The sequence below is a fragment of the Pseudoalteromonas sp. Scap03 genome (assembly GCF_013393115.1).
Taxonomy (GTDB): Bacteria; Pseudomonadota; Gammaproteobacteria; order Enterobacterales; family Alteromonadaceae; genus Pseudoalteromonas.
In genome coordinates, this window is sequence record NZ_VDEU01000001.1 from 141,354 (window position 1) to 163,673 (window position 22,320).

Annotated in this window: 20 protein-coding genes; 14 read left to right on the forward strand and 6 right to left on the reverse strand. The window is 39.8% G+C overall.

Annotated features, from left to right (window positions below):
- Window positions 1–61 precede the first annotated feature (61 nt).
- Window positions 62–1,342 carry a mechanosensitive ion channel family protein gene (locus tag FHG08_RS00630; RefSeq protein ID WP_178956534.1) on the forward strand — a complete coding sequence of 427 codons (1,281 nt, stop codon included), beginning with the start codon at window positions 62–64 and terminating at the stop codon, window positions 1,340–1,342.
- Between the two features lie 228 nt (window positions 1,343–1,570).
- Here FHG08_RS00630 and FHG08_RS00635 read toward each other — a convergent pair whose 3' ends face one another.
- On the reverse strand, window positions 1,571–2,455 hold the full coding sequence (locus FHG08_RS00635) for a LysR family transcriptional regulator (protein ID WP_178956535.1): 885 nt from the start codon (window positions 2,453–2,455) through the stop codon (window positions 1,571–1,573).
- A 110-nt stretch (window positions 2,456–2,565) separates the two neighbouring features.
- On the opposite strand from FHG08_RS00635, the gene FHG08_RS00640 reads away from it, so the two are divergent.
- Both FHG08_RS00640 and FHG08_RS00645 read left to right on the forward strand, forming a co-directional pair.
- Window positions 2,566–3,708, forward strand: a complete 1,143-nt coding sequence (locus FHG08_RS00640) for an alkene reductase (protein ID WP_178956536.1) — start codon at window positions 2,566–2,568, stop codon at window positions 3,706–3,708.
- A gap of 256 nt (window positions 3,709–3,964) precedes the next feature.
- A complete protein-coding gene (locus FHG08_RS00645) occupies window positions 3,965–5,152 on the forward strand; it encodes a diguanylate cyclase (protein ID WP_256729572.1) in 1,188 nt (395 codons plus the stop codon).
- A 65-nt stretch (window positions 5,153–5,217) separates the two neighbouring features.
- Here FHG08_RS00645 and FHG08_RS00650 read toward each other — a convergent pair whose 3' ends face one another.
- The gene (locus FHG08_RS00650) at window positions 5,218–5,745 is read right to left on the reverse strand and encodes a hypothetical protein (protein ID WP_131691630.1); all 528 of its coding nucleotides are present in this window, start codon (window positions 5,743–5,745) and stop codon (window positions 5,218–5,220) included.
- A gap of 283 nt (window positions 5,746–6,028) precedes the next feature.
- On the opposite strand from FHG08_RS00650, the gene FHG08_RS00655 reads away from it, so the two are divergent.
- Complete coding sequence (locus FHG08_RS00655; RefSeq protein WP_178956538.1) at window positions 6,029–7,369, forward strand: L-cystine transporter; 1,341 nt, start codon at window positions 6,029–6,031, stop codon at window positions 7,367–7,369.
- Window positions 7,370–7,671: 302 nt separating this feature from the next.
- On the forward strand, window positions 7,672–9,939 hold the full coding sequence (gene katG, locus FHG08_RS00660; RefSeq protein ID WP_178956539.1) for a catalase/peroxidase HPI: 2,268 nt from the start codon (window positions 7,672–7,674) through the stop codon (window positions 9,937–9,939).
- Between the two features lie 61 nt (window positions 9,940–10,000).
- On the opposite strand, the gene FHG08_RS00665 is transcribed toward katG, so the two are convergent.
- On the reverse strand, window positions 10,001–11,881 hold the full coding sequence (locus FHG08_RS00665; protein WP_178956540.1) for an MFS transporter: 1,881 nt from the start codon (window positions 11,879–11,881) through the stop codon (window positions 10,001–10,003).
- 232 nt (window positions 11,882–12,113) lie between these two features.
- On the opposite strand from FHG08_RS00665, the gene FHG08_RS00670 reads away from it, so the two are divergent.
- The 5 genes from FHG08_RS00670 to FHG08_RS00690 all read left to right on the forward strand — a co-directional run bounded on the left by FHG08_RS00670 (window position 12,114) and on the right by FHG08_RS00690 (window position 15,550).
- Window positions 12,114–12,893 carry a DUF2189 domain-containing protein gene (locus tag FHG08_RS00670; RefSeq protein ID WP_008111401.1) on the forward strand — a complete coding sequence of 260 codons (780 nt, stop codon included), beginning with the start codon at window positions 12,114–12,116 and terminating at the stop codon, window positions 12,891–12,893.
- A gap of 173 nt (window positions 12,894–13,066) precedes the next feature.
- Window positions 13,067–13,486: an HPP family protein gene (locus FHG08_RS00675; protein ID WP_138608710.1), complete on the forward strand. Its 420-nt coding sequence runs from the start codon at window positions 13,067–13,069 to the stop codon at window positions 13,484–13,486.
- Between the two features lie 156 nt (window positions 13,487–13,642).
- Window positions 13,643–13,999: a DUF2237 family protein gene (locus FHG08_RS00680; RefSeq protein WP_178956541.1), complete on the forward strand. Its 357-nt coding sequence runs from the start codon at window positions 13,643–13,645 to the stop codon at window positions 13,997–13,999.
- A gap of 319 nt (window positions 14,000–14,318) precedes the next feature.
- Window positions 14,319–14,843 carry a DNA starvation/stationary phase protection protein Dps gene (gene dps, locus FHG08_RS00685; protein WP_178956542.1) on the forward strand — a complete coding sequence of 175 codons (525 nt, stop codon included), beginning with the start codon at window positions 14,319–14,321 and terminating at the stop codon, window positions 14,841–14,843.
- A 254-nt stretch (window positions 14,844–15,097) separates the two neighbouring features.
- Window positions 15,098–15,550 (forward strand): c-type cytochrome, encoded by a 453-nt coding sequence (locus tag FHG08_RS00690; RefSeq protein ID WP_138608716.1) that lies wholly within the window; start codon window positions 15,098–15,100, stop codon window positions 15,548–15,550.
- A gap of 53 nt (window positions 15,551–15,603) precedes the next feature.
- Here FHG08_RS00690 and FHG08_RS00695 read toward each other — a convergent pair whose 3' ends face one another.
- On the reverse strand, window positions 15,604–16,314 hold the full coding sequence (locus tag FHG08_RS00695; protein ID WP_178956543.1) for a VC0807 family protein: 711 nt from the start codon (window positions 16,312–16,314) through the stop codon (window positions 15,604–15,606).
- 565 nt (window positions 16,315–16,879) lie between these two features.
- Between FHG08_RS00695 and FHG08_RS00700 the strand changes: the two genes are divergently transcribed.
- Window positions 16,880–18,208 (forward strand): MFS transporter, encoded by a 1,329-nt coding sequence (locus FHG08_RS00700; RefSeq protein WP_178956544.1) that lies wholly within the window; start codon window positions 16,880–16,882, stop codon window positions 18,206–18,208.
- A gap of 80 nt (window positions 18,209–18,288) precedes the next feature.
- Here the strand turns inward: FHG08_RS00700 and FHG08_RS00705 are convergent, their stop codons facing one another.
- Window positions 18,289–19,146 carry a hypothetical protein gene (locus FHG08_RS00705; RefSeq protein ID WP_178956545.1) on the reverse strand — a complete coding sequence of 286 codons (858 nt, stop codon included), beginning with the start codon at window positions 19,144–19,146 and terminating at the stop codon, window positions 18,289–18,291.
- Window positions 19,147–19,160: 14 nt separating this feature from the next.
- Entirely contained in the window at window positions 19,161–20,183 is a 1,023-nt protein-coding gene (locus FHG08_RS00710) for a LysM peptidoglycan-binding domain-containing protein (RefSeq protein ID WP_232735521.1), read from the reverse strand.
- Between the two features lie 288 nt (window positions 20,184–20,471).
- On the opposite strand from FHG08_RS00710, the gene FHG08_RS00715 reads away from it, so the two are divergent.
- Genes FHG08_RS00715 through FHG08_RS00725 form a run of 3 tightly spaced genes read left to right on the forward strand, consistent with a single transcriptional unit; the run spans window position 20,472 to window position 22,307 of the window.
- Window positions 20,472–21,104, forward strand: a complete 633-nt coding sequence (locus FHG08_RS00715; RefSeq protein WP_178956547.1) for an energy transducer TonB — start codon at window positions 20,472–20,474, stop codon at window positions 21,102–21,104.
- Between the two features lie 14 nt (window positions 21,105–21,118).
- Complete coding sequence (locus FHG08_RS00720) at window positions 21,119–21,709, forward strand: sigma-70 family RNA polymerase sigma factor (protein WP_178956548.1); 591 nt, start codon at window positions 21,119–21,121, stop codon at window positions 21,707–21,709.
- Entirely contained in the window at window positions 21,696–22,307 is a 612-nt protein-coding gene (locus FHG08_RS00725) for a hypothetical protein (protein WP_178956549.1), read from the forward strand. Before FHG08_RS00720 ends, FHG08_RS00725 begins: the two co-directional genes overlap by 14 nt.
- The last annotated feature ends 13 nt before the right edge of the window (window positions 22,308–22,320 follow it).

The following is a 22,320-nucleotide window of genomic DNA, read 5'->3' on the forward strand; positions in this document are numbered from 1 at the left end:
TTACATTGCAGCTGCTTAACTAATAATAAGTAATTAATAATAGCGTCCTTATGGAGTATTAATGACAGGAACACGCGCACAGCTGCGAGATTTTTTACTGCAATGGTTTGGCGATTATTTTCCGGGAAGTCCATTTTTATGGTACGACCTGATTGTATTGGCTTGGATTGCGCTATTTGCATTAATATTACACCTCATTTTAAGACTGGTTTCTCAGCGTTTAGTTAAAAACCGTTTTAGCGAACAAGCTGCGCAACCCGATAGCAAAAGTCCTTTATATTCAGCAAAAAAGCTCGCTCGTAATATCTCATTTGTTTTACAAGGAGCGGTCGTTGTTATTCAGGCGCAACTGTGGGTACCCGAAGGCACCACGTTTTTGTATTTGATTCAAATGATCACCGATCAATGGATCATTTTATTTGCCTTACTTTCGCTATTTTCTTTACTGGATATATTTCAAGCAATTTCCGATAAGCGCCCCTTAAGCGCTCACTTTCCGCTGCGCGGCTTTTTGCAAACAATTAAGCTTATTGCCAGTGTATTAACTGCCATTTTAGCCGTTTCATTGTTAATGAATAAATCACCGTTAATTTTACTAAGCGGCTTAGGCGCTCTGTCTGCGGTGTTATTACTGGTATTTAAAGACGCTATTTTAGGATTAGTAGCAGGTATTCAGCTCTCTGCCAATAATATGCTGGCGGTAGGTGACTGGTTAGAAATGCCTAAGTACGGTGCCGACGGTGATGTTATTGATATTGCGTTAACCACGGTTAAAGTAAGAAATTGGGATAAAACCATTACCACCATTCCTACTTATGCCTTGATCTCCGACTCATTTAAAAATTGGCGCGGTATGTCAGACTCTGGTGGACGCCGGATAAAACGCAGCATTCACCTTGAAATGAGTAGTGTGCACTTTTTAGACGAAGCCGCAGTTGTTGCCCTTAAAAAAGCCGATTTACTAAGTGAGTACCTTGAAAGTACGCTATTGGTTATTGAGGAGCAAAACATCACTAAAAAAGTAGATATGAGCTGCACTTTAAATGGCCGCAGGCTAACTAATGTGGGTACATTTCGTCACTATTTGGTCGCGCTATTAAAACAGCACCCACATATTCATCAAGGTATGACCTTAATGGTAAGGCAATTAGCGCCAACAACCCAAGGTTTACCTATTGAGATTTATGCATTCACTAATACCACTAATTGGGGTGAATATGAAAATATTCAGTCAGATATATTTGATCATATATTAGCGGTTTTACCCGCCTTTTCGTTACGTGCCCATGAAGCACCAACAGGAAGCGATATTCGCCAACTAATTAACCTGAACTCTGGTTAAGAGATTTACTAACATATTGAATCAAAATGATATTTATGTTTATTTTCTCTAGCCAGTGATTTTCAGTGAAAACAAGGCGAAATTACGCGTCAATAGCTAGTCTATTGCAAGTAAATTCAACGCAGTTAGCGCTCAAAATAGCTGCTTGAGATAGATTTATTATCTAGAGTTCAGGTTAATTATATAACCTGAACTGTGAATAATAAATCTAGCTCACGCAGAGTCAGTCTAAATACGCTTTAATTGTGCAATAAGCCACTGATGAATATCGCTGTTATTTGAGCGAGGATGCCATGCTGCAATCACCTTAAACGGCGGCGGTAATAATTCAATCTCCAATTGCTTTACCTTACTATTTGGCAATAACCTTGATGGGTAAAACGCAATTAAATCGGTGGTATTTAGTAAATCAGGCACTGATGAAAACCCAGGTACTGACATGACAATATTTCGTTTGTAGCCTTTATCTGCAAACCAGCGATCGTGCGAACCACGTAAGTTTGCTCTAGATGCCGACACCACCAACTGCGGCCGGCTCGCAACCTCAGATAAGCTCAAAGGCTTTGAAGGTGTGGGCGCATGTGCGCCTGCAATACAAATATGTTGTTCTTCAAATAGGGTATCGTAGACTAAATTATCAGGAATAAATTCAACAAAGCTAATCAGTAAATCAAGCTCCCCTGCGCTGATAAGCTGGTTAACGTTATCGGATGCGAAGTCTCGAACAATCAACTTTAAACCTGGCGCTTCACTGCGAGTAATTGCTAATAATTGAGGTAAAAGTGCAGCAATCGCATAGTCCGTAGCACTTATAGTAAAAACGCCTTGATAACTCTGCGGGGAAAACTGTGACGGCACTAATAATGCGTCTAGTTGACTCAGAATTTGATTAATTGATAGTTCAAGCGCCAGCGCTTTTGGCGTTGGCAGCATCGTATTGCCTTGACGAATAAACAGCCTATCATCAAATAAGTCGCGTAATTTTCGCAGCTGCTCACTAATGGCTTGCTGAGTTAGCCCCATTTTTTGCGCAACATGCGATACATTTTTTAATTTGAGCAAAGCGCTTAAAACTCGCAACTGCTTTATATCCAGCCGACCTATACCATTCATAATTGTATCTAAAACAAAAAAGTGTTGTTTCAAATTGTAGCTTTAAATCCCTATGCTCACCAGCATTGTTATAAGCGCTCAGCAGCATAGTTAATTTAAAAGGTATTAAAATGAGTCAACCGAGTAAAAATATCGACAGTTTATTTTCATCCATTAGTTTAGGGCCATATACCCTGAAAAATCGTATTGTTATGCCGCCACTTACCCGCTCACGCAGTACAGTACCTGGCAATATCCCCAACGAAGTAATGGCCACCTATTATGCGCAACGTGCAAGTGCTGGCTTTATGGTTACCGAGGGCACTCAAATTGAACCCAGAGGACAAGGATACGCTTGGACACCCGGTATTTACTCTGCAGAACAAATCGATGGCTGGAGAAAAGTGACTAATGCCGTGCATGCAGAAGGGGGAGTTATTTTTGCCCAGCTTTGGCATGTAGGCCGTGTATCGCATACTAGCCTACAACCAAATGAAGCCAAACCTGTTGCTCCCTCAGCAATAGCAGCTGATAGTGTGAAAGTGTTTATAGAAACAGGGCCAGCTCAAGGCGCTTTAGCCGATCCAAGTGAACCGCAAGCTTTAACAACAAATGAAGTCAAAGAGCTTGTTGGCATGTATGCACAAGCTGCCCGTAATGCGCTAGAGGCTGGGTTTGATGGTGTGGAACTGCATTGTGCTAATGGCTACTTAGTAAACCAATTTATTTCTGAGCATAGTAACCAACGTGAAGATGAATACGGTGGCTCACTGACTAATCGCTTACGCTTTTTAAAAGAGATTGTTGCTGCCGTTAGTGATGTAGTTGGCGCTGAGCGTTTAGGGGTTAGATTTGCGCCGCTATTTAGCAGTACTGATGAAACCCGTGTTTATTTAGGATTAGTAGAATCAGACCCTCAACATACTTATATAGAAGCCATTAAAGTACTTGAGCAAGCGGGTATTGCTTATCTTTCAATTGCTGAAGCCGATTGGGACAATGCCCCTGATTTGCCAGAGCAATTTTACCAAGCGGCACGCGCAGAATTTTCTGGACGTATTATTTACGCAGGTAAATACACAGTTGATAAATCTGTGGCAATGCTAGCTAAAGGTTATGGAGATTTATTTGCTTTTGGTCGCCCTTTTATTGCCAATCCTGATTTACCAGCGCGTATTAAACATAATTGGCCATTAAATGAAGCCGATGCTACTACTATGTATGGTGGCACTGAGCAAGGCTACAGTGATTATCCTCGCTACAAAAACGATTAGCAAAATGGCCATGGATGGCCTCTAAAATTGCTAAAAGCGCGATAATCCACTCTATCTAAATCTCCCAAATAAGTCTTATCACTGTTTTTACCTTATCGAAAATATCATACATTTGGTTAAAAAATGTCGATAAAAGTCATTTAAATTAGTTTTAAAGTATTGTTTTTAAATAATTAACAAGCATTAAAGTAGTAATATTTCTCAATATGAATACAATAAGCCTTTATTTTTTAGACATCGGTCTTTGGAGCATAGGTTGTTAAAATTAGCAGGAGTTAAATCAACTTCTTTGAGCCTTTTAGGTCTATGTGGCTTATTTTTATTATTAGTTCAGTTTCAAGCTCAATGGCAAAGTAAGCTCTCTCTTATTAATAATCTTGTTTATCCATTACTGATTATTACTGCTGTATTTGCTACTCAGTTTAATCGAAGTCGAGTTGCATTACTTTGCGCATTTTGGGTGCTTTATTTATCTTCATTAGACTACGCTTTACCTTGGTCTAACTGGCTTAAAGCGCAACCTGACTGGACCTTATTATGCGCTACAAGTTTATTAATGCTATTGGCAGTTATAAAAGATAGAGCGCTCTTATCAATACACACAGTAACTCGCAGTTTACTCGTTATTGTCTGTGGCGGTACTGCATTTGCTTGGTTAGCACTGAGCCAACACTTGCAAGAACTAACAATACAATCTTCTTTTTATACTCAGCTGCTTCCTTATTTACCCATTGTTTTACCGCTTTCAATAATTGGCGGCTTGCTTATTTGGCAAAGCTTAAGAGCCCATAACCTGACTCAAACCGCCTTATTAATTACTTTTATTGTGTGGTGCCTTAATCAGCAACACATTATTGATTTTCCTTGGTCTGTAATAGCCGTGCTTATGGCTTCTTTGTATTTATTGGCAGTAAGTACAGACTCTTATTATTTAGCCTATAGAGACGATTTAACCAGCTTACCAACGCGGCGAGCACTTAATCAGCTTGCTTTATCATTAGGGCGAAAATACACCGTTGCTATGCTCGACATTGATCACTTTAAAAAATTCAACGATACCTATGGCCACGATATTGGCGACCAAGTGTTAAAGCTAGTGGCGGCTAAAATGACTGGCATTAAAGGGGGTGGCAAAATTTACCGTTATGGTGGAGAAGAATTTACGGTGGTGTTCCCGCGTAAAACAGCCGAGCAGTCAATCCCTGAACTAGAAACACTGCGCGAAAATATTGCCACCTACGACATGGTGATCAGAAACCCAAAACGCACCGATAAAAAATCTCGCAAAGGTAAACAGCCAAGCGACCACAAAACGGTAAACGTGACGGTTTCTATTGGTGTAGCGCAAAGAGCGGCAAAACAAAGCTTTGATGAGGCATTAAAAAATGCCGATTTAGCCCTTTATAGAGCTAAGAAAAAAGGCAGAAATAACGTTAGCGAGTAATCCTTTTAACGTGGCACGCTAACTTAATAATAGCGTGCCCAAAGGCAACTAAATTTAACTACAACTTATTGCTTTTCCAAAACCGCTTTTAAATTATTTAATGCCGATACAGAAAAACCACGGTCGTAAAAGTAAATAATTTTGCCACTCTCATCAAGCAGTATTACACGACTGTTATTAGGGTTTTCGTTGCCAGTAAATGCCTGAACTTTATCGCCATCTTTGTAAATTGTGATCACCCCACCCCACAACTCTTTTGGGATCCCCTTACGCATGCCGCTATCAATTAAGGTACTAAACATACGAGGAACCATGCCCTGAATGGTTGGTAACTCATAGGCAGTCACATCAACTGCAGTCATATCTAAACCAATAAGCCAACGATCAATATCAAACTGGCTATCTTGTTTATAACCAATTAATAGCAACGTATGTGGGTTGTTAAAGTCATCAGGAATAGTGAATGACTGTTGCTCTAAGCTTTCTCCTGTAACAGTGGGAAATTGCTTACCAAGCAGCGCTTGATTTGGATACTGGGTTGAACATCCGCTAACCACTAAAACCATCACCAGCGTCATTATTGCCTTTAACATACCTTTACTCCCTATTTTTAAATAAATCTAAAGTGAACACGTTAACTAAATAATTAGTACAAGACTTACGCTTTAAACCAGACTTACGATCCATAGTAACTCCCATAAATTAAATAAAAATACAAGCATATGAATAGGCTTGTTCGATAAAATGTTTATTCGTTATACTTTAATATTATTACTATATTCATTTTAATTCTATCCCATAGCGAAAGCGTATTTTGTTAACACCTTACAAAGCGTTAAAGTGCCGCGCTAATTCACAGCTATAAAAGAGGGTACCATGTCGCTTGCTGTATTATTAATGTTGGCATTATTTGTCGGTTTGCTGTTTGCTATTTATCTTGTTTCGCAAAAAAGCAGCTCTTTATCTCGTACCGTTTTATTTGGTTTAGTGCTTGGTAGTGCCTTTGGTTTAGCCCTACAGTTTTTATTTGCCAACTCACCAGAAACCATTAAAGAAATACTCAGCTGGGTCAGCATAGTAGGTAAAGGCTATGTCGGGTTACTAAAAATGATCATTATGCCACTGGTATTAGTCTTTATGATTGCCGCAGTGGTTAAGCTTGAGAACCAAGGCTCGCTAGGAAAAATATCCTTTATTAGTATTTCTGTTTTACTGTTTACTACTGCAATTGCAGCGTTAATTGGTATTGCGGTAACGTATGGATTTGACTTGAGCATTGAAGGACTTGTTTCGGGTACTCGTGAAGCCGCTAGAATGGACACCCTACAAAACAAAGCCGCGAATGTAGCCGACCTAAGTGTGCCGCAAATGCTACTGAGCTTTATTCCTGAAAACCCCTTTGCGGATTTAAGTAATCAACGTTCAACCTCTATTATTGCCACGGTTATATTTGGTGTACTTGTTGGTATAGCTGCACGTAAAGTAATGCTTGAAAAAACAGAACTTGCTAGCCCAATTCGTAACGGTGTAAACGCCCTACAAGCAACAATAATGAGCTTAGTTCGTATGGTAATTGCACTAACGCCTTATGGTGTGGCAGGCCTAATGGCAAGTGTTGTGGCAAACTCTAGTAGTAACGATATTTTAAATTTACTCGCCTTTATTGTGGCTTCTTACGTGGCTATTTTATTAATGTTTGTTGTGCATGGTTTACTGCTTAGCTTAGTCGGCGTTAATCCAAAACATTACTTTGAAAAAATTTGGCCTGTGCTTACCTTTGCCTTTAGCTCACGTAGCTCAGCGGCATCGATTCCTATGAATGTTGACGTGCAAATTAACCAGTTAAAAGTGCCACCTGCAATTGCTAATTTATCGGCTTCTTTTGGAGCTACCATAGGTCAAAACGGCTGTGCCGGTATTTACCCTGCTATGCTTGCAATGATGGTTGCGCCAAGCGTGGGGATTGACCCACTTACATTTGAGTTTATTTTACCGCTAATTGGTATTGTGGTTATTAGCTCGTTTGGTATTGCAGGTGTTGGCGGCGGTGCTACCTTCGCAGCGTTGGTTGTATTACCGACCATGGGACTACCTATAGAGGTAGTGGCTTTACTTATTTCTATTGAACCATTGATAGACATGGCGCGCACTGCACTCAATGTATCGGGTGCTATGACCTCAGGTGTGATCACCAGTAAATTAATGAAAACTCAATAACACTGACTTTAATTTAATAGCCCAGCCTACGCTGGGCTTTTTTATGTCTGCCGCTTTCAAAGTTCTTTAGTGATTCGTTTATTTAATTAATTAACTTCAATAAATCATTTTTATAGATTGCATCAATCGCTTTATTTCGCACACAGTTTTTAGCCCCTTTACTATACTATTCCCATCGCTCAGTCATTCAGGCTTGTTTAACAACTTGAATGAAGTATCAACCTACTGTTTTTAAATGAGTAGACCCTATTTTTAATACGCTTTGTATATAACGAGATTCGTTAACTTTAAGGAAGCTGACAATGAAAAACCGATCATTTACAAAAAAAGCGCTTGTTGGATTTATAAGTGTGGCACTTATGTCTGGCTCTGCTTTTAGTCAAGAAAAACCACAAATGTCTAAGCCACAAGGTGCTGTAGGCATGGGTGAGGCAAAAATGGGGGCAACCAGAACCAACCAATTTTGGTGGCCAGATCAACTTAACCTATCTCCTCTTCGCGATCATGATCTACGTTCAAACCCTTACGGTAGTGACTTTAATTATGCAGAGGCATTTAACAGCCTAGATTTAGACACTGTAAAAAGTGATATCGACGCTCTACTAACTCAATCTCAAGATTGGTGGCCAGCAGATTTTGGTAACTATGGCCCATTTTTTATTCGTATGACCTGGCACAGTGCAGGTACCTATCGTACGCTTGATGGCCGTGGTGGTGCTGGCGGTGGTCAACAACGTTTTGAGCCGCTTAATAGCTGGCCAGATAACGTAAGCTTGGATAAAGCGCGCCGTTTACTTTGGCCAATTAAACAGAAATACGGTGAAGCCCTTTCATGGTCAGACTTAATCGTATTAGCCGGTAATGTTGCCTTAGAAAACATGGGGTTTGAAACCTATGGTTTTGCTGGTGGTCGTACTGACGATTGGGAACCAGACATGGTTTACTGGGGTCCTGAAGTAGAAATGCTTGCCAGCGACCGTGAAGATGCCAGCGGCAAACTAGAACGCCCGCTAGGTGCAACTCACATGGGTTTAATTTATGTAAACCCAGAAGGGCCTAAAGGGGTTCCTGATCCTATTGGTTCAGCTAAGAACATTCGCGTTGCGTTTTCTCGCATGGCGATGAACGATGAAGAAACCCTAGCACTTATCGCCGGTGGTCACACCTTTGGTAAAATGCATGGTGCGCACAAACCTAAAGACTGTGTGGGTGCAGAGCCTGCTGCAGCAGGTATTGAAGAGCAAGGTTTAGGCTGGAAAAATAAATGTGGTAAAGGTCACTCTGAAGATACCGTATCTAGTGGTTTAGAAGGCGCATGGACACAAGCACCTACTCGCTGGTCATCATTATACTTAAGCAACCTACTTAACTTTGAGTGGAAACAAACTCGCAGTCCTGCTGGCGCTATTCAGTGGATCCCAACAGATGAATCATTACATAAGTCAGTACCTGATGCGCACGTTAAGGGTAAATTTAACCCACCGGTAATGACCACTGCCGATTTAGCGTTAAAATTTGATCCTGAATATCGCAAAATTGCTGAACGCTTTTTAAATGACCCTAAAGAGTATCAACTAGCCTTTGCTAAAGCATGGTACAAATTAACTCATAGAGATATGGGACCACCACGTAACTTTTTAGGTAAAGAAGTACCAAAAGAAGACTTAATTTGGCAAGACCCTATTTCAGCAGAGACTAAATCAAACATTGATGCTGGTGCAGTAAAAGAGCTGAAAACTGCTATTTTAGACTCGAACCTAAGTGTACCTGAGTTAGTACGTGTGGCATGGGCATCGGCCGCTAGTTACCGTGATTCAGATATGCGCGGCGGAGCCAATGGCGCACGTATTGCGCTAGCACCACAAAAAGATTGGGCAGTAAATAATCCAGCAGAAACCGCAAAAGTACTTAAAGTATTAAAAGCGATTCAAGCTGACTTTAACGACAGCTTATTTAGTAAAAGCCAGGTATCGCTTGCTGATTTAATTGTGCTTGGTGGTAATGCAGCGATTGAAAAAGCAGCCAAAGATGCAGGCTACTCAGTAGACGTTCCGTTTAATGCTGGCCGTGGTGATGCTACACAAGCACAAACTGACGTTAATGCATTTAGCTTATTAGAGTTTCCTGCCGATGGTTTTAGAAACTATTTTGATGCAGAGAAAAGCTATAAATCACCAACTGAAATGCTGATTGATAAAGCGGATCAGCTTGACCTAACAGTTCCTGAAATGACTGTATTAGTTGGTGGCTTACGCTCACTTGATGCAAACTACAAAGGCACTGACTACGGCGTATTTACTGATAAGCCAGGTACACTAAATAACGATTTCTTCGTTAACTTATTAGATATGTCGACGGTATGGAAAAAATCGTCTGATGCTGGTATTTATCAAGGCTTTGATCGTCAGTCGGGTGAGCAAAAGTACACTGCTACTTCGGTTGATCTGATTTTTGGTTCAAATTCAGAACTACGTGCAGTTGCTGAGGTGTATGCCTTTGATACATCAAAACAAAAGTTTGTAGAAGACTTTGTTGCGGCATGGACTAAAGTAATGAATTTAGACCGTTAATAACCATTAAGTAATACAACCACAGCGCTGCAATTAATTGCAGCGCTTTTTTATTGTAAAGCTACTTTAAAGCAAGTACTCGATCACGTAAGTCATCGGCACTCACATTTTCAGACGCAACTGGCTCACCAATCGCTACGCTTACCAACGACCATTTGGGTCTAGGTAGTCGCCATTTAGTTTTTCGACTAAACATACTGCCCCATAATCCATCTAAATGAACAGGGATAACAGGCACAGGCGTGCGCTGAATTATTTTTTCAATGCCACGGCGAAATACATCAACCTCGCCATCACCGCTGAGCTTTCCTTCAGGAAAAATACCCACCAGCTCACCACGTTCCAGTGCTTGCGCAATGTCATCAAAAGCTTTATTAAACGCCTTAGGATTTGATTTTTGACTATCGATTGGAATGGCTTTGGCCATTTTAAATAACCAATTAAGTGCCGGTGAATAGTAAATAGGAGCAAATACAACAAACCGAATAGGCCTAGGTGACGCCGCTAAAATAAACATCCAATCAACAAAGCTAACATGATTACTTACCACCACCGCAGCTCCTTCATCGGGAATATTGAGCTGGCCTTTAGTGCGCACACGATACATACAAATCGCTAAAATATAGATAATAAAACGTAAGAAAAACTCCGGTACTTTGGTGTATATGTACAGCGATATTAGTAAATTAAGCCCTGCTAATAACAACAGTAATTGTGAAATATCCCAGTGTAATAGCGTTAAAGTAACAATACTTAAAACGGCGCTGCCAACCATAAACAATGCATTTAACACATTGTTAGCTGCAATTACTCGTGAACGGCTATCGGGGTGAGTACGCTGCTGAATGAGTGCATACAAAGGTACCGTATAAAACCCTGCGGCAATACCAATTCCTGCCATCCAAACAAAATGCCAGAGCATATCGCCGGTATTAATCACTTGTTCAAGAGTAAGCTGTAACTCACTCACTTGGTGATAAAATTCAATACCAGGCTCTTGGCTTAGTAAATATAAAAATAAGGTAATTAATAGTGCACCAAAAGGCACAATACCTAACTCAATACGTGAGCGCGATAGCTTTTCACACAATAAAGACCCCAATGCAATACTCAACGAAAACACCACTAAAGCAGCTGTCACCACCAACTCATCACCTCCCATTACATGTTTTACGTAATTAGGGAGCGCCGTTAGTATCACCGCACCAATAAGCCAAAACCAACTGATCCCTAATACTGACTTACCCACCGACTCGGTTTGTGCGTTAAGCGCATTAAAAACACTTTTGGTTGAAGTAATAGGGTTAATCGATACTTTTAAGTTAGCATTATTGGCTGCACTTTTAGGAATAAATCGACTGCTTAAAAAGCCAATAACTGCAAGGCTTACTATTGCGATACTGATATAAATAGGGCCCGCTGTTTGGGTTATATAATAGGTGCCAAATACGGTGCCCAATAAAATAGCGACAAAAGTGCCCGACTCCACCAGTCCATTCGCTTTAGTTAGCTCATTTGGGGCCACATGCTGCGGTAAAATAGAGTACTTAAGCGGCCCAAAAAAAGTGCTTTGTAAACCCATTAAAAATACAGTACCTAACATTAACCAAACCTGCTCGGTTAAAATCGATACTACACCCACCAGCATAATAGGAATTTCGCAAAACTTTACCATGCTGATCAGTTTTGATTTTTCCAACTTTTCTGCAATTTGCCCAGCCATGCCTGAAAATAGAAAAAACGGTAAAATAAATAATCCTGCCGCCAGATTAGAATAAAAGGCACCATCAGCTACCGTAGCAGCCTGAAAAATTAAAATAAGCAGGATTGATTGCTTATAAACATTGTCATTTAAAGCAGAGAAAAACTGCGTCACAAACAGAGGTAAAAACCGTTTACTACCCAGTAAAGCTCCTTGAAATTGTTGTTTATTTTCCTTCATTACGGTCTCTTAAAATTAGCTTCAGGGCTTAGATTACCACTGTGGAAAAGAAATACGAACCCACTTTTTAAGTACATGCTCAAACATATATTTAAATAAACAAAATAGCTAACCCAACAAAAATGACTAACAAATGAACAAAGCGACTAAATCTTGCGTATAAGCGTTTATGAGTTGTAAATAGAACATCTATGTTCTAAACCTAAAAGGTGACTAAAAAAGGAGCATCTTTATGCCAACTACAAACACAATAGATAAAGACACTAAATTCGCACGTTGTTTAGAGTGCAACAAAGTAAATACATTTGCCGCTTTTCACTGGCTTTCGTTAGCGTTTAAAGATATGGCGCGCGCGCCCATGTTAAGTTTAATTTACGGTTTAATCTTCACGCTTATTCCGGTAGCGATTGTTTACTCTGTTGTACTTACCGACAGCCACTTAGCTATTTTACCTGCAACCGTTGCTTTTGCTTTAATCGGTCCGGTATTCGCCGTTGGCCTATACGATGTAGCCTGGGAACTTGAAAAAGGCCACAAACCTACATTAAGCCATTCATTAAAATCAATGTTTCGTAACCCCGTAGGTGAATGGGGTTTTGCGGTATTACTCATGGTGATTATGATTATTTGGATGCGCCTAGCTGCAATTGTGCATGCATTATATCCAAACCATGTAAACCCCACCTTTGAAGAACTTTCTGCGTTTTTAACTATAGGCAGTATTATCGGCGGAATTTTGTTGGTCAGTGTGTTTTCAATCTCAGCATTTACCCCGCAAATTATGATGGAAAGACGTGTTGATATAATGACCGCAGTCGTTTCTTCAATCCACGCAGTCAAAGAAAACTTTGCAGCCATGGTTGTGTGGTCAATTTGTATATTCGTACTGGTAGCGCTGGGCTTTGCTGCAGGTGCCGCTGGATTCATTATTATTATGCCACTACTTAGTTACGCTAGTTGGCATGGATACATCGCAGTTATCAAAACTAAAACACCACGTGGCTATGAATAACACTTACCAGTAGTTTTAAGCACTTAATTAAATGCTTTTTGGCATTTAATTAAGTGTTGCCTCTTCTCCCTCAGTTTATAAAATACGTAAAAACCTTGATCTGAATAAGGTGCAAAGCTTAAAAATAACGCTAATATATGCTGATACACTGCAGATAATATAAAGGAATAAACATGAGTCAAAACGTTACAGACTTAATGACAGCTAACCCATTTTCGGTAAACATAAAAAGCACTTTGCATGACGCACACAATTTAATGAAAGAAAAAAACGTTCGTCATATTCCTGTTATTGACGAAGACGGCGCATTTGTCGGTATGCTTACCCAAAAAATAATGGTCGCCAAAGTTATGGGGATCATGGCAACGTTTGGTGCTAATGCATTACAACGCAAAGAAAAACTCACAAAAGTAGAAGATATTATGGTGAGTGATTTTATCAGTGTAACGCCAGAGCAGCCGCTATCAGATGTCGTTAAATTTTTTGTAGATAATCGCCACGGTTGCATGCCCGTTGTGAGCGAGCAAGGTCAGCTAGTAGGTATTTTAACGTCTTCTGATTTTGTGCGTTTAGCTGCAGCACTGCTCTCGTAAATCCCTTATTTAATAAAAACTGCATTTGGCTTCACTAAGTGCAGTTTTTATTCGCTTAAAAGATATATAAAATTAACAGCATAGATAGCTAAGTCACTAACAGCCTGCTATGGTAAACCCCCTGCTTTTAATGGTTATTACAAGGTAAGTTTTCATATGGCTAATCAATTAAATGTACTAGGAACTCGCTTACAACTTTGCTGTGGCAACGGTGGCTATACCCGAGAGGGATTTTGCTATGTACCAGATTCAGACTTTGGCAATCATAGTGTATGCGCCATTATGACCGACGAATTTTTGCAGTTTTCCAAGGCGCAAGGTAACGATTTAATTAGCCCTAATCCTTTGTATGATTTTGCTGGTTTAAAAGCTGGCGATAAGTGGTGTTTATGTGCGATTCGTTGGTATCATGCCATTGCTGCGAGCGTTGCTCCTCCTGTGGTACTTGAAGCGACAAACCAAAAAGCGCTCGACATTATTCCGCTTGAAGTATTAAAAGCACATCAATATTAAAAAACGCTATAGCGATTAAACCCTGAACTCTACTTTTCTTTTTGCCTAAATACCTTAGGCAAAAAGAGCCTTTAAAGTACTCCATTTTTAAATGTATTTTTTGCAGAATTTACAAAAAAAGTGCATGTTTTTCATACCCCTTTAAGCTAAATACTCCTTAAAGCTTTATTAAAAAAAATAAATCATCAAATTTCAGTAACTTACAATAAAAAATCTAACGGCATGCTCATTGCTTCTATTAGAACAGACGTGTTCGTTATCGCAATTAAAACACTCACTTGAGTTAAGCGAACACTATTTTGAAATAGTAGGAGGCATAATGAGTAACAGTAATAATGCAAACAAAGTCGCTGAATTTACCGCTCCCGGTGTAGAAAATGAATCAGCAAGTAAAGCAATATCTGTTCTAGAAGATCGCATGGTAGCGCTAATTGATTTACAGCTAACTTTAAAACATATTCATTGGAATGTAGTAGGTCCAAACTTTATTGGCGTACATGAAATGCTAGACCCACAAGTTGAAACCGTGCGTGAAATGACCGACACCATAGCAGAACGTATTGCCACTTTAGGCGGCGTGCCTGTTGGTACACCAAAATCAATTGTTGATCGTCGTACATGGGAAGATTACGCTATAGGCAAAGGTTTAGTAACTGAACACCTAGCTGCATTAGATAAAGTATATAACGGCGTTAACGGTGATCATCGTAAAGCTATTGAGTCACTCGGTGAGCTTGATCCGGTATCTGAAGATATGATCATTGCGCAACTTGCAGAGCTTGAGCAATACCAATGGTTTGTTCGCGCCCACATAGAGTCATCTACAGGCCAATTGAACAGTTAATATTTATGGTAAACGTTCAGTTTACGAAGCCCAGCAAGTTGCTGGGCTTTTTCATGCTTGTGATGTTTCATTCCATCATTAATTATCATTCAACTCTTTAGTTATTCTCCTTGAGCATATATGCACAACAATTAGGCTATTCGCCACTCTTTGACTACACTCAAATTAGGCTATTTCTTAAAAGAAGCATTTGTTGACGCAAATGAGTTTGCGTTAGTAATGCGTAAAATTAATTTGAGAATACAGGAGCTCTAATGAAATACACTCTACTAATCGTGTGTTTAATTGCACTCACAGGCTGTGATAAAGGAGTTGATTCTCCACGAGGTTTTAGCTTGCCAGAGGGGAATGCAGAACAAGGTAAAGCCGTGTTTTTAAAATATAAGTGCTTGGCATGTCACACCCTTGCAGGCGTTGAAGATAGCAGCGTAACAAAACATGACGATATTTCTATTAAGCTAGGAGGTAATAAAACCAAAATAATTTCTTATGCTGAGCTGGTCACGTCAGTGATCAACCCCTCACATCGGTTTTCTAGGCCTTATAGACCCGACGCCAGAAATGAAGATGGCAGCTCAAAAATGACGGTATTTAACGATACCATGACCGTATCTGAACTCACCGACTTAGTCACTTTTTTACAACCAAACTATAAACTTATTCCGTACCACAGAACTAATTACCAACTTTACTCTCACTACAAGTAAATATTGATAGCAAAAAAAACCGTTGCTAAACAACGGTTTTTTATGCGTTATATCTACTCGGCATTAACCATTTCTTCAAACTTCATACCGGTCAGCTTGGTCAGCACTTTAATCACATAAATAAAAATTCCAATCAGCATTATCATAGATGGAATCGCGATCACTGGATAACTCAATAGCGTCATTTCACCAAGTTGCTCGTTAAATTCCACGCTACCTGCTGGGCTAGTAACAATCCATTTAGCTAAGAGGTAATTCATCGTTGATGAAAACACAAAGGTCAGCGCTAATAAGTAATTAGCATTAGTAATCTTTTGTTTAAAGTTTTGCGTATTGCCGCGCTCATCAAGGGCATCGTAAATAGTGTCTAACTTAAATAAAAGTGAGTTTAATAAGAGCTTGGCTAGCAAGGGTTTACCAAAAAAGCCCGACATCAGCACGGTAAAACCAATGATTGCTGGTATAGCCGCTTCTTTAATTGCTAACCACTCAACATTAAGCTCAAACAGCGCAATACCACCGGTAAGCAAAGTACTTAAAAAGCCCAAAAGTGAAATAAAATTTAATGAGCCCGCTTTTATAAAATCATAAATACCGTAACTAATAGGGAATATAAGCGCCACAATTAAGCCAATCACGCTGCCTAAATATTCAGGCCCTGAAAATTTCATTAAAATGACTGAAGGTATGATGATATTAAATACGATTTCGATAAGCGGATTATTCTTTTTACGCTTATTTATAGCTTGATTATCACTGGTCATTTTTAATTCCAAAAAAATATTACTGCTGCCATTAGGGTCTGTTGACCTTTGCGGATTAAAATTTGTTCAAACTAGGGGCTGTTTAATCGCGGCGCGAGGTTTGTAACCTAGTGGGCTAAGTAAAAACCGAGCAACAAAGAGTAAATCGCCCCTAGGCAGAACCCTTCGGGCAGCGCCTGTTTGGCATTGATGCTGCGTTATCGCCTATTTATGGGGAATAACCACACCACATATGCGCTGCCTTGCCTAAATACCAAACAGACTGCTGCAAATTTAACCTTAAAAGGTCAACAGACCCTAACTTCCTCTCTAAAGAGTAAGTAATGCTTAAAATTATCTTTAAGCATAATACCTGCAATACACTCGCTATTCTAGCATTGCACTCACCCGCCCGATTTTTAGGTCGCTATTTTATCCAAAGCTATTTTTATTAATAAATAATTTATCGGACACTCTATATTCTTACGTTACGTGATCATTATTACAGAACACATTTTTTACAGCTTGGAAAACCTTCATGCTTGCTCTAGTATCTAGTTGTCTTAGCTCAATAATTTGCATTTAAATGAAATCATTTCCATCACTATATTTTGCCAATTTATTTTTAATTATTGGTACCGGCTTACTTACAACCTATTTAGCCCTGTATTTAGGTAAACAAGGCACGTCTACGTTTTGGATAGGCCTAATGACCTCGTGTTATTACCTTGGCTTATTACTGGGTTCAAAGCTTGGTTACCATTTAATTAAATCGGTGGGTCACATCAGAACATTTGCCGCTAGTACCGCTGCAGTGACAGCCTGTGTGGCCGCACACGGAGTAAGCGACAATCTATATATTTGGTTAGGCCTTAGGCTTTTTGTTGGCTTAGGGATGATGTGTAATTACATGGTGCTAGAAAGCTGGCTAAACGAACAATCAGCGCCTGAGTCTCGCGGGCGAGTCTTCTCTTTTTATATGATCACCTCTTACTTAGGGATGATTTTAGGCCAACTAGCGCTCGCACAATTTCCTGAGCTAGGGTATGCACCGCTATTTTTAGTCTGCATGGCGTTGGCTATCGGTATTATTCCAATTTCTATCACTCGTAGAATTCACCCAAAACCGTTAAAGCCGATAAAAATGAGCCTGTTTGATTACGCTAAAAAAGTGCCACAGTCGCTTACTGCGGTGCACTTTGCAGGCATTATCAATGGTAGTTTTTATGGCCTAGCGCCTATATTTGCTAAGCTATCTGGCTTTGGTGCCGCAGAAATTGCTATTTTTATGTCAGTGACTATTTTTGCTGGTTTGCTAGCCCAGTGGCCAATGGGGATGCTCTCTGATCGCATTCGTCGTAGCGTATTAATTCGAACTAATGCAGCAGCTATCGGTGTTGTAAGTTTGGCATTGTTTTTATTGCCTACTTCACAACTAACAGCTTACATACTCACTTTTATCTTTGGTTTATTTGCGTTTACTTTATATCCGCTTTGTTCGGCGCTAGCTAATTCGCGTGTTGAGGACGAAGAGCGCGTAGGCGTATCATCTGCATTATTAGTCGCTTTTGGCGCCGGTGCAGCAATAGGCTCAACACTTAACGCACAGCTGATGACCTACTTTGGTCACCAAGCATTGTATGCGTCAATTTCGCTATTAACCGTGGCTATGTACTTACTACTAACCTTTATTAACTCTAAACAAAAAGTTGAACAGCCAGAACCCAGTGATTATGTGGTCGGTACATCCGATGTTACAAACTCGCCACTGGCCGCTACGATGGATCCGCGCATTGAAGAAACCACCGCGCAAGATCAAATGCTGGTTGTAGATGAAGAAGAAGATGATGAATTTTTTGAGCATCCCCAAGGGGAGCTGTTTAAAGATCTTCACGAAGATGACGTGAAAAATTAAGTTTCCATTCAAAGCATTAATAATGCATAACAAAAAAGGGGAGCCTCCCCTCTTTTTTGTTATTTTTACTACTTAATACATTACTGGCTTATCTGTGGCTTAAGATCGTTTAAATCTAAATGGATAGTCATTTCAAAATTCTCAGGCTGTACAGCAACATCACTCAAACCTGTTCTTGCAAAATAATCTTCAAAGTCTTGCTGATATTTAGCCGAAAACTGCGAATACGCGGTAATAAACAAACTTAGCTTTTTAGCTATTATTGGGTAGGTAGCGGCAAGTTCCCGCAGTTTTTCAGGTTCAGCAAAGGCAAATTCAGCATAAATATTAAAGTCGTTCTCAACATTAGTTTTACCATATCTAGATAAAAATCCATTTTCATAATCAGGCCCTATATTTCTATCTTGCGTTAAAGCCTCATAGTTCGAGGATACAGGCTTCCACTCTTTTGGCAGCAAAGCTTGCCATGCAAAAATAACGAAAGGTGAACGCATATAAACCAACGAGCTTAATTCATGATGAACCCCTTTCAACGAATTTTCGAAATTAAAATTCGTGCCATTCCATCCTGAGAGATTAACTAGAATTATGGAGTTGCTTGAGTATGTCCCACCCGCTTCAGCTCCTTCCATAAGCATAGGACCAGAGAGATAAATAGCGTCAATTACTTCAGCAACAAACCCTTGAGGGTATGTCGTTAATGCGGCCTCAATACCATCAAGTGACTCAGAAGCATCTGCAAGCGTAGTCATTTCCATTTCAAGAATTGGAGCCTCTCCATCACTTACTGTAAATTGCTCTGGGAAAAATAAACGGGGTTCACCAGCTTGAATGTCTACTTGGTATGTTTTGGATAAACGGTTTGCTTGCTCTGTTTCACTTTCTAAATATGAACACGCACTAACTAATAACAAAAAAACGAACACTAATTTTTTCATTTATAAAATCCCTTCTAATGAGCATGCCTGAATGTCGCCGCTGGCACTATTGAAGTAGTAAATCGAACAACAGCAGGTAGAGTAGCAGGTATAACAACAGCCCTAGCAGACCCCCATAAAACAACACCTCTTGCAGTCATACCTGCAGCAGCAGCAAAACTAGCAGGATCGTCCGCAACTCCCGCACCAAAAGTAACGTAATCCTCTACTAATGTACCTATGACGATTAATGTCGCCCCAGCAAATAAACCTATAGCTAAAGGTTTATCCCATGCACTGCTATTGTCGGAGTTCTCTCTTGCACTTTTTCCATTAGACCCCGTAAAAGTTACCTCTAAAATAAATGATACTTTTTCAGCCAAATAATTAAACTGATTAATTTTTCCTTTTAACTGAGGGAGATGGACTTCATACTTCAACTTTAGAAGGGGAGAGTTTGAACTTACCTCAACGCCTACAGACGTAGTTGGCAAATTAGGATTTGTACTTTTAGAAATAATATTTGTACCAAGAGTTAATTTTTTTGTTTTTTCGTCGAAAGCTAACTTTGTGTCACTAATTAATGCCCCAAAAGCTTTATTGGCTTGAGATGTAACTGTAGCCTCTAACTTTCTATCATTTATTACATAATTAATAGGAAATTTATCAACACTAGACAACGTAATGTTACCTGTCATCTTAATTTCCACAATAGCATTAGGGATTATAATAGGAGGTTGTCTGATATCATCTAGTTTATAACTTAATGACATTGGTGCTGTAATTTTATTAGGTCGTTTATCTAAAGAGTTTTTGGGAGTGCTGAATACTCTTGCATTTTGTCTAGCCTCAACTTTAGAGTGCTCTAAAGAAGGTATCAATATTTTTTGACCTGGGTAGATAAGATCAGGATTTACTATCGGTTTGTTAGTAATGGCTACCACTTCTTTTCGATTATTGAATTTCCATAATCGTGGCCACTCCATTGGTGAGCCTAAATACTTAGAAGATATATCCCATAATGTATCACCTTTTTTTACAATATATTCCTTTACCATGTTCATTCCTTTTTATGTGTAAGTTCCTTTATTGGGACAAATATACTGGCGCTACTCAAACTTGTCAATTTCATCTACCTAGAGTAAATAAAATAGAAAATAACAGGCAAAACTTAAAATAACTACATTCTTTTTAGCCAACCCAAAATAAAAAAATCAAGAGACCTTTTATATAGGTAAAATACTCCCCCTGTATTTTTAATAAAATTTTAAAACGATTTCACCCCTTTTCTATTTGCCAGCCGTTATAGCTCTGAAACAACATAATAAGTTAATTTGGAGCGGCTTATGCACACACTTGAATTTCCTAAAAACCCCATGTTCAAAACATCAACAGCTGTTCTTGGCGGTGCTGTGATGACCTTTATTGCATTCGCCTTTATGCAGTACTTAATTAGTGGCGAACAAAGAGCACCTATAAAATTGGGTGATGATATTACTGTTGAGATTTTTCAAGCACCAGAAGATAAACAAACCACGCATATTAAAAGAATACCGCCACCACCCACACCTAAAGTGCCGCCTAAAGCACCACCACGTGTAACACCTAGTAATGAGCCAATAACAGCAATAAGCACAGCACCACCCATAGTAATTGACGGATTTGGTAACGATATGAAGCAAACACTGACCCGCCCTACGGGAGATGCTTCACCCATTGTGCGCATAAATCCAAAGTACCCAACTAGCGCAGCTCGTGATGGTATAGAAGGCTGGGTGCAACTTAGCTTTAATATTTCACCCACTGGTGAAGTGATTGATGCCACGGTAGTAAATGCCGAACCAAAACGCATATTTGATCGCGAAGCGCTTCGCGCAATTAAACGCTGGAAATATCGCCCAAAAGTAATTGAAGGTGTGGCACAATTACAAACAGGTCAAACCGTACAGCTTGATTTTAAATTAGACAGTTCGCAGTAAAGGAATAAGCGCCTATGCTATTGAGTATTAAGTCATGGTTATTTGAAGCGCCAAGCAAAGACTGCATGGCGCGGTATGCAAAAAGTGGCGACAACCGCCACTTAGAGCAGCTTATTGCCTTATACAGTAACGATTTATATCACTACCTAGTTACCCAGTCTAATACACATTTAGCATACGACGTAAGCCAACAAACATGGCTAAAGGTTATTGAAAAGCGCCACCTTTACCAAGCACAAACCACGCCCAAAGCCTGGTTATTTAAACTCGCACGCAACACCCTAATAGACGAATACCGCAAACAGCAACACTTTGTCGAGCTTGACGAAAACAACCAACTGCCTGCGCAAAATAACAATCAAAGTGAATTAACAAGCAGTGACTCACACATAGGCGACACACACATAAGTTATGAAGCGTTTAATGCTGCGCTCAAGCAACTTAGTTTTGTGCAACGCGAAGCCATCACCTTACAACAAGAAGGCTTTAGCCTTACCGACATAGAGCTTATAACGCAAAGCAACGCCCAAACCATAAAAACAAGGCTACGCTACGCCAAACAAAACCTAAAACAATTATTAGGAGATTATAATGAACAAGCCTGATGAGCAGTTTAATGAAAAGCTCACACAACATTATAACGAGCGTAAAGCACGCACCAGACTTTCGCACGCTCAGCAACAGGCGTTAAAACATAGCGTAATCCAAAAACAACCTAAAAAGCTTGGCTTTGCCCTGCAACTCACAAGCCTTACCTGCGCACTGGGCTTACTGGCTTTTATAGTTCTCGACAGTAACAACGTGATAAATACTGCCCCTAAAACCGTATTAAACACCATAGACATACACGACTACTCGTTTATAACAACGCATGAAATAGATCAAACAGGTAACTACGCTAGTACCATAACGCAACAAAAACGAGCGCTCGACACCCAACTAGCAAACGACTTACGCCGCCATCAACAACACCATATAGAATACGGCACGCTCGTAAAGGTCGACAACGACTGGTACATAGCCAGCTGTAATGACGAGGTACTGGTACAAATTAAGCAGTCACTGCTCAGTGATTTAAAAGGAAAGCATGCAGTAGAAAGTAATATAAATACGGGTGATATGCTCGCTATGGCGCATAACGGCAAAGGGCAGATTATTGCTCTTAAACATGCCGAGGATGGGGTGAGACAGTGTGGGGCTTAGGTTGTTTTTAGCA

Coding starts and splice junctions, on each gene's coding strand:
- FHG08_RS00650 (WP_131691630.1), bottom strand. CDS start 5,745: ATGTTAAAGGCAATAATGACGCTGGTGATGGTTTTAGTGGTTAGCGGA.
- FHG08_RS00670 (WP_008111401.1), top strand. CDS start 12,114: ATGCCAACTACAAACACAATAGATAAAGACACTAAATTCGCACGTTGT.
- FHG08_RS00640 (WP_178956536.1), top strand. CDS start 2,566: ATGAGTCAACCGAGTAAAAATATCGACAGTTTATTTTCATCCATTAGT.
- FHG08_RS00675 (WP_138608710.1), top strand. CDS start 13,067: ATGAGTCAAAACGTTACAGACTTAATGACAGCTAACCCATTTTCGGTA.
- FHG08_RS00705 (WP_178956545.1), bottom strand. CDS start 19,146: ATGAAAAAATTAGTGTTCGTTTTTTTGTTATTAGTTAGTGCGTGTTCA.
- FHG08_RS00710 (WP_232735521.1), bottom strand. CDS start 20,183: ATGGTAAAGGAATATATTGTAAAAAAAGGTGATACATTATGGGATATA.
- FHG08_RS00725 (WP_178956549.1), top strand. CDS start 21,696: ATGAACAAGCCTGATGAGCAGTTTAATGAAAAGCTCACACAACATTAT.
- FHG08_RS00715 (WP_178956547.1), top strand. CDS start 20,472: ATGCACACACTTGAATTTCCTAAAAACCCCATGTTCAAAACATCAACA.
- FHG08_RS00690 (WP_138608716.1), top strand. CDS start 15,098: ATGAAATACACTCTACTAATCGTGTGTTTAATTGCACTCACAGGCTGT.
- FHG08_RS00695 (WP_178956543.1), bottom strand. CDS start 16,314: ATGACCAGTGATAATCAAGCTATAAATAAGCGTAAAAAGAATAATCCG.
- FHG08_RS00630 (WP_178956534.1), top strand. CDS start 62: ATGACAGGAACACGCGCACAGCTGCGAGATTTTTTACTGCAATGGTTT.
- FHG08_RS00720 (WP_178956548.1), top strand. CDS start 21,119: ATGCTATTGAGTATTAAGTCATGGTTATTTGAAGCGCCAAGCAAAGAC.
- FHG08_RS00655 (WP_178956538.1), top strand. CDS start 6,029: ATGTCGCTTGCTGTATTATTAATGTTGGCATTATTTGTCGGTTTGCTG.
- dps (WP_178956542.1), top strand. CDS start 14,319: ATGAGTAACAGTAATAATGCAAACAAAGTCGCTGAATTTACCGCTCCC.
- FHG08_RS00635 (WP_178956535.1), bottom strand. CDS start 2,455: ATGAATGGTATAGGTCGGCTGGATATAAAGCAGTTGCGAGTTTTAAGC.
- katG (WP_178956539.1), top strand. CDS start 7,672: ATGAAAAACCGATCATTTACAAAAAAAGCGCTTGTTGGATTTATAAGT.
- FHG08_RS00680 (WP_178956541.1), top strand. CDS start 13,643: ATGGCTAATCAATTAAATGTACTAGGAACTCGCTTACAACTTTGCTGT.
- FHG08_RS00700 (WP_178956544.1), top strand. CDS start 16,880: ATGAAATCATTTCCATCACTATATTTTGCCAATTTATTTTTAATTATT.
- FHG08_RS00665 (WP_178956540.1), bottom strand. CDS start 11,881: ATGAAGGAAAATAAACAACAATTTCAAGGAGCTTTACTGGGTAGTAAA.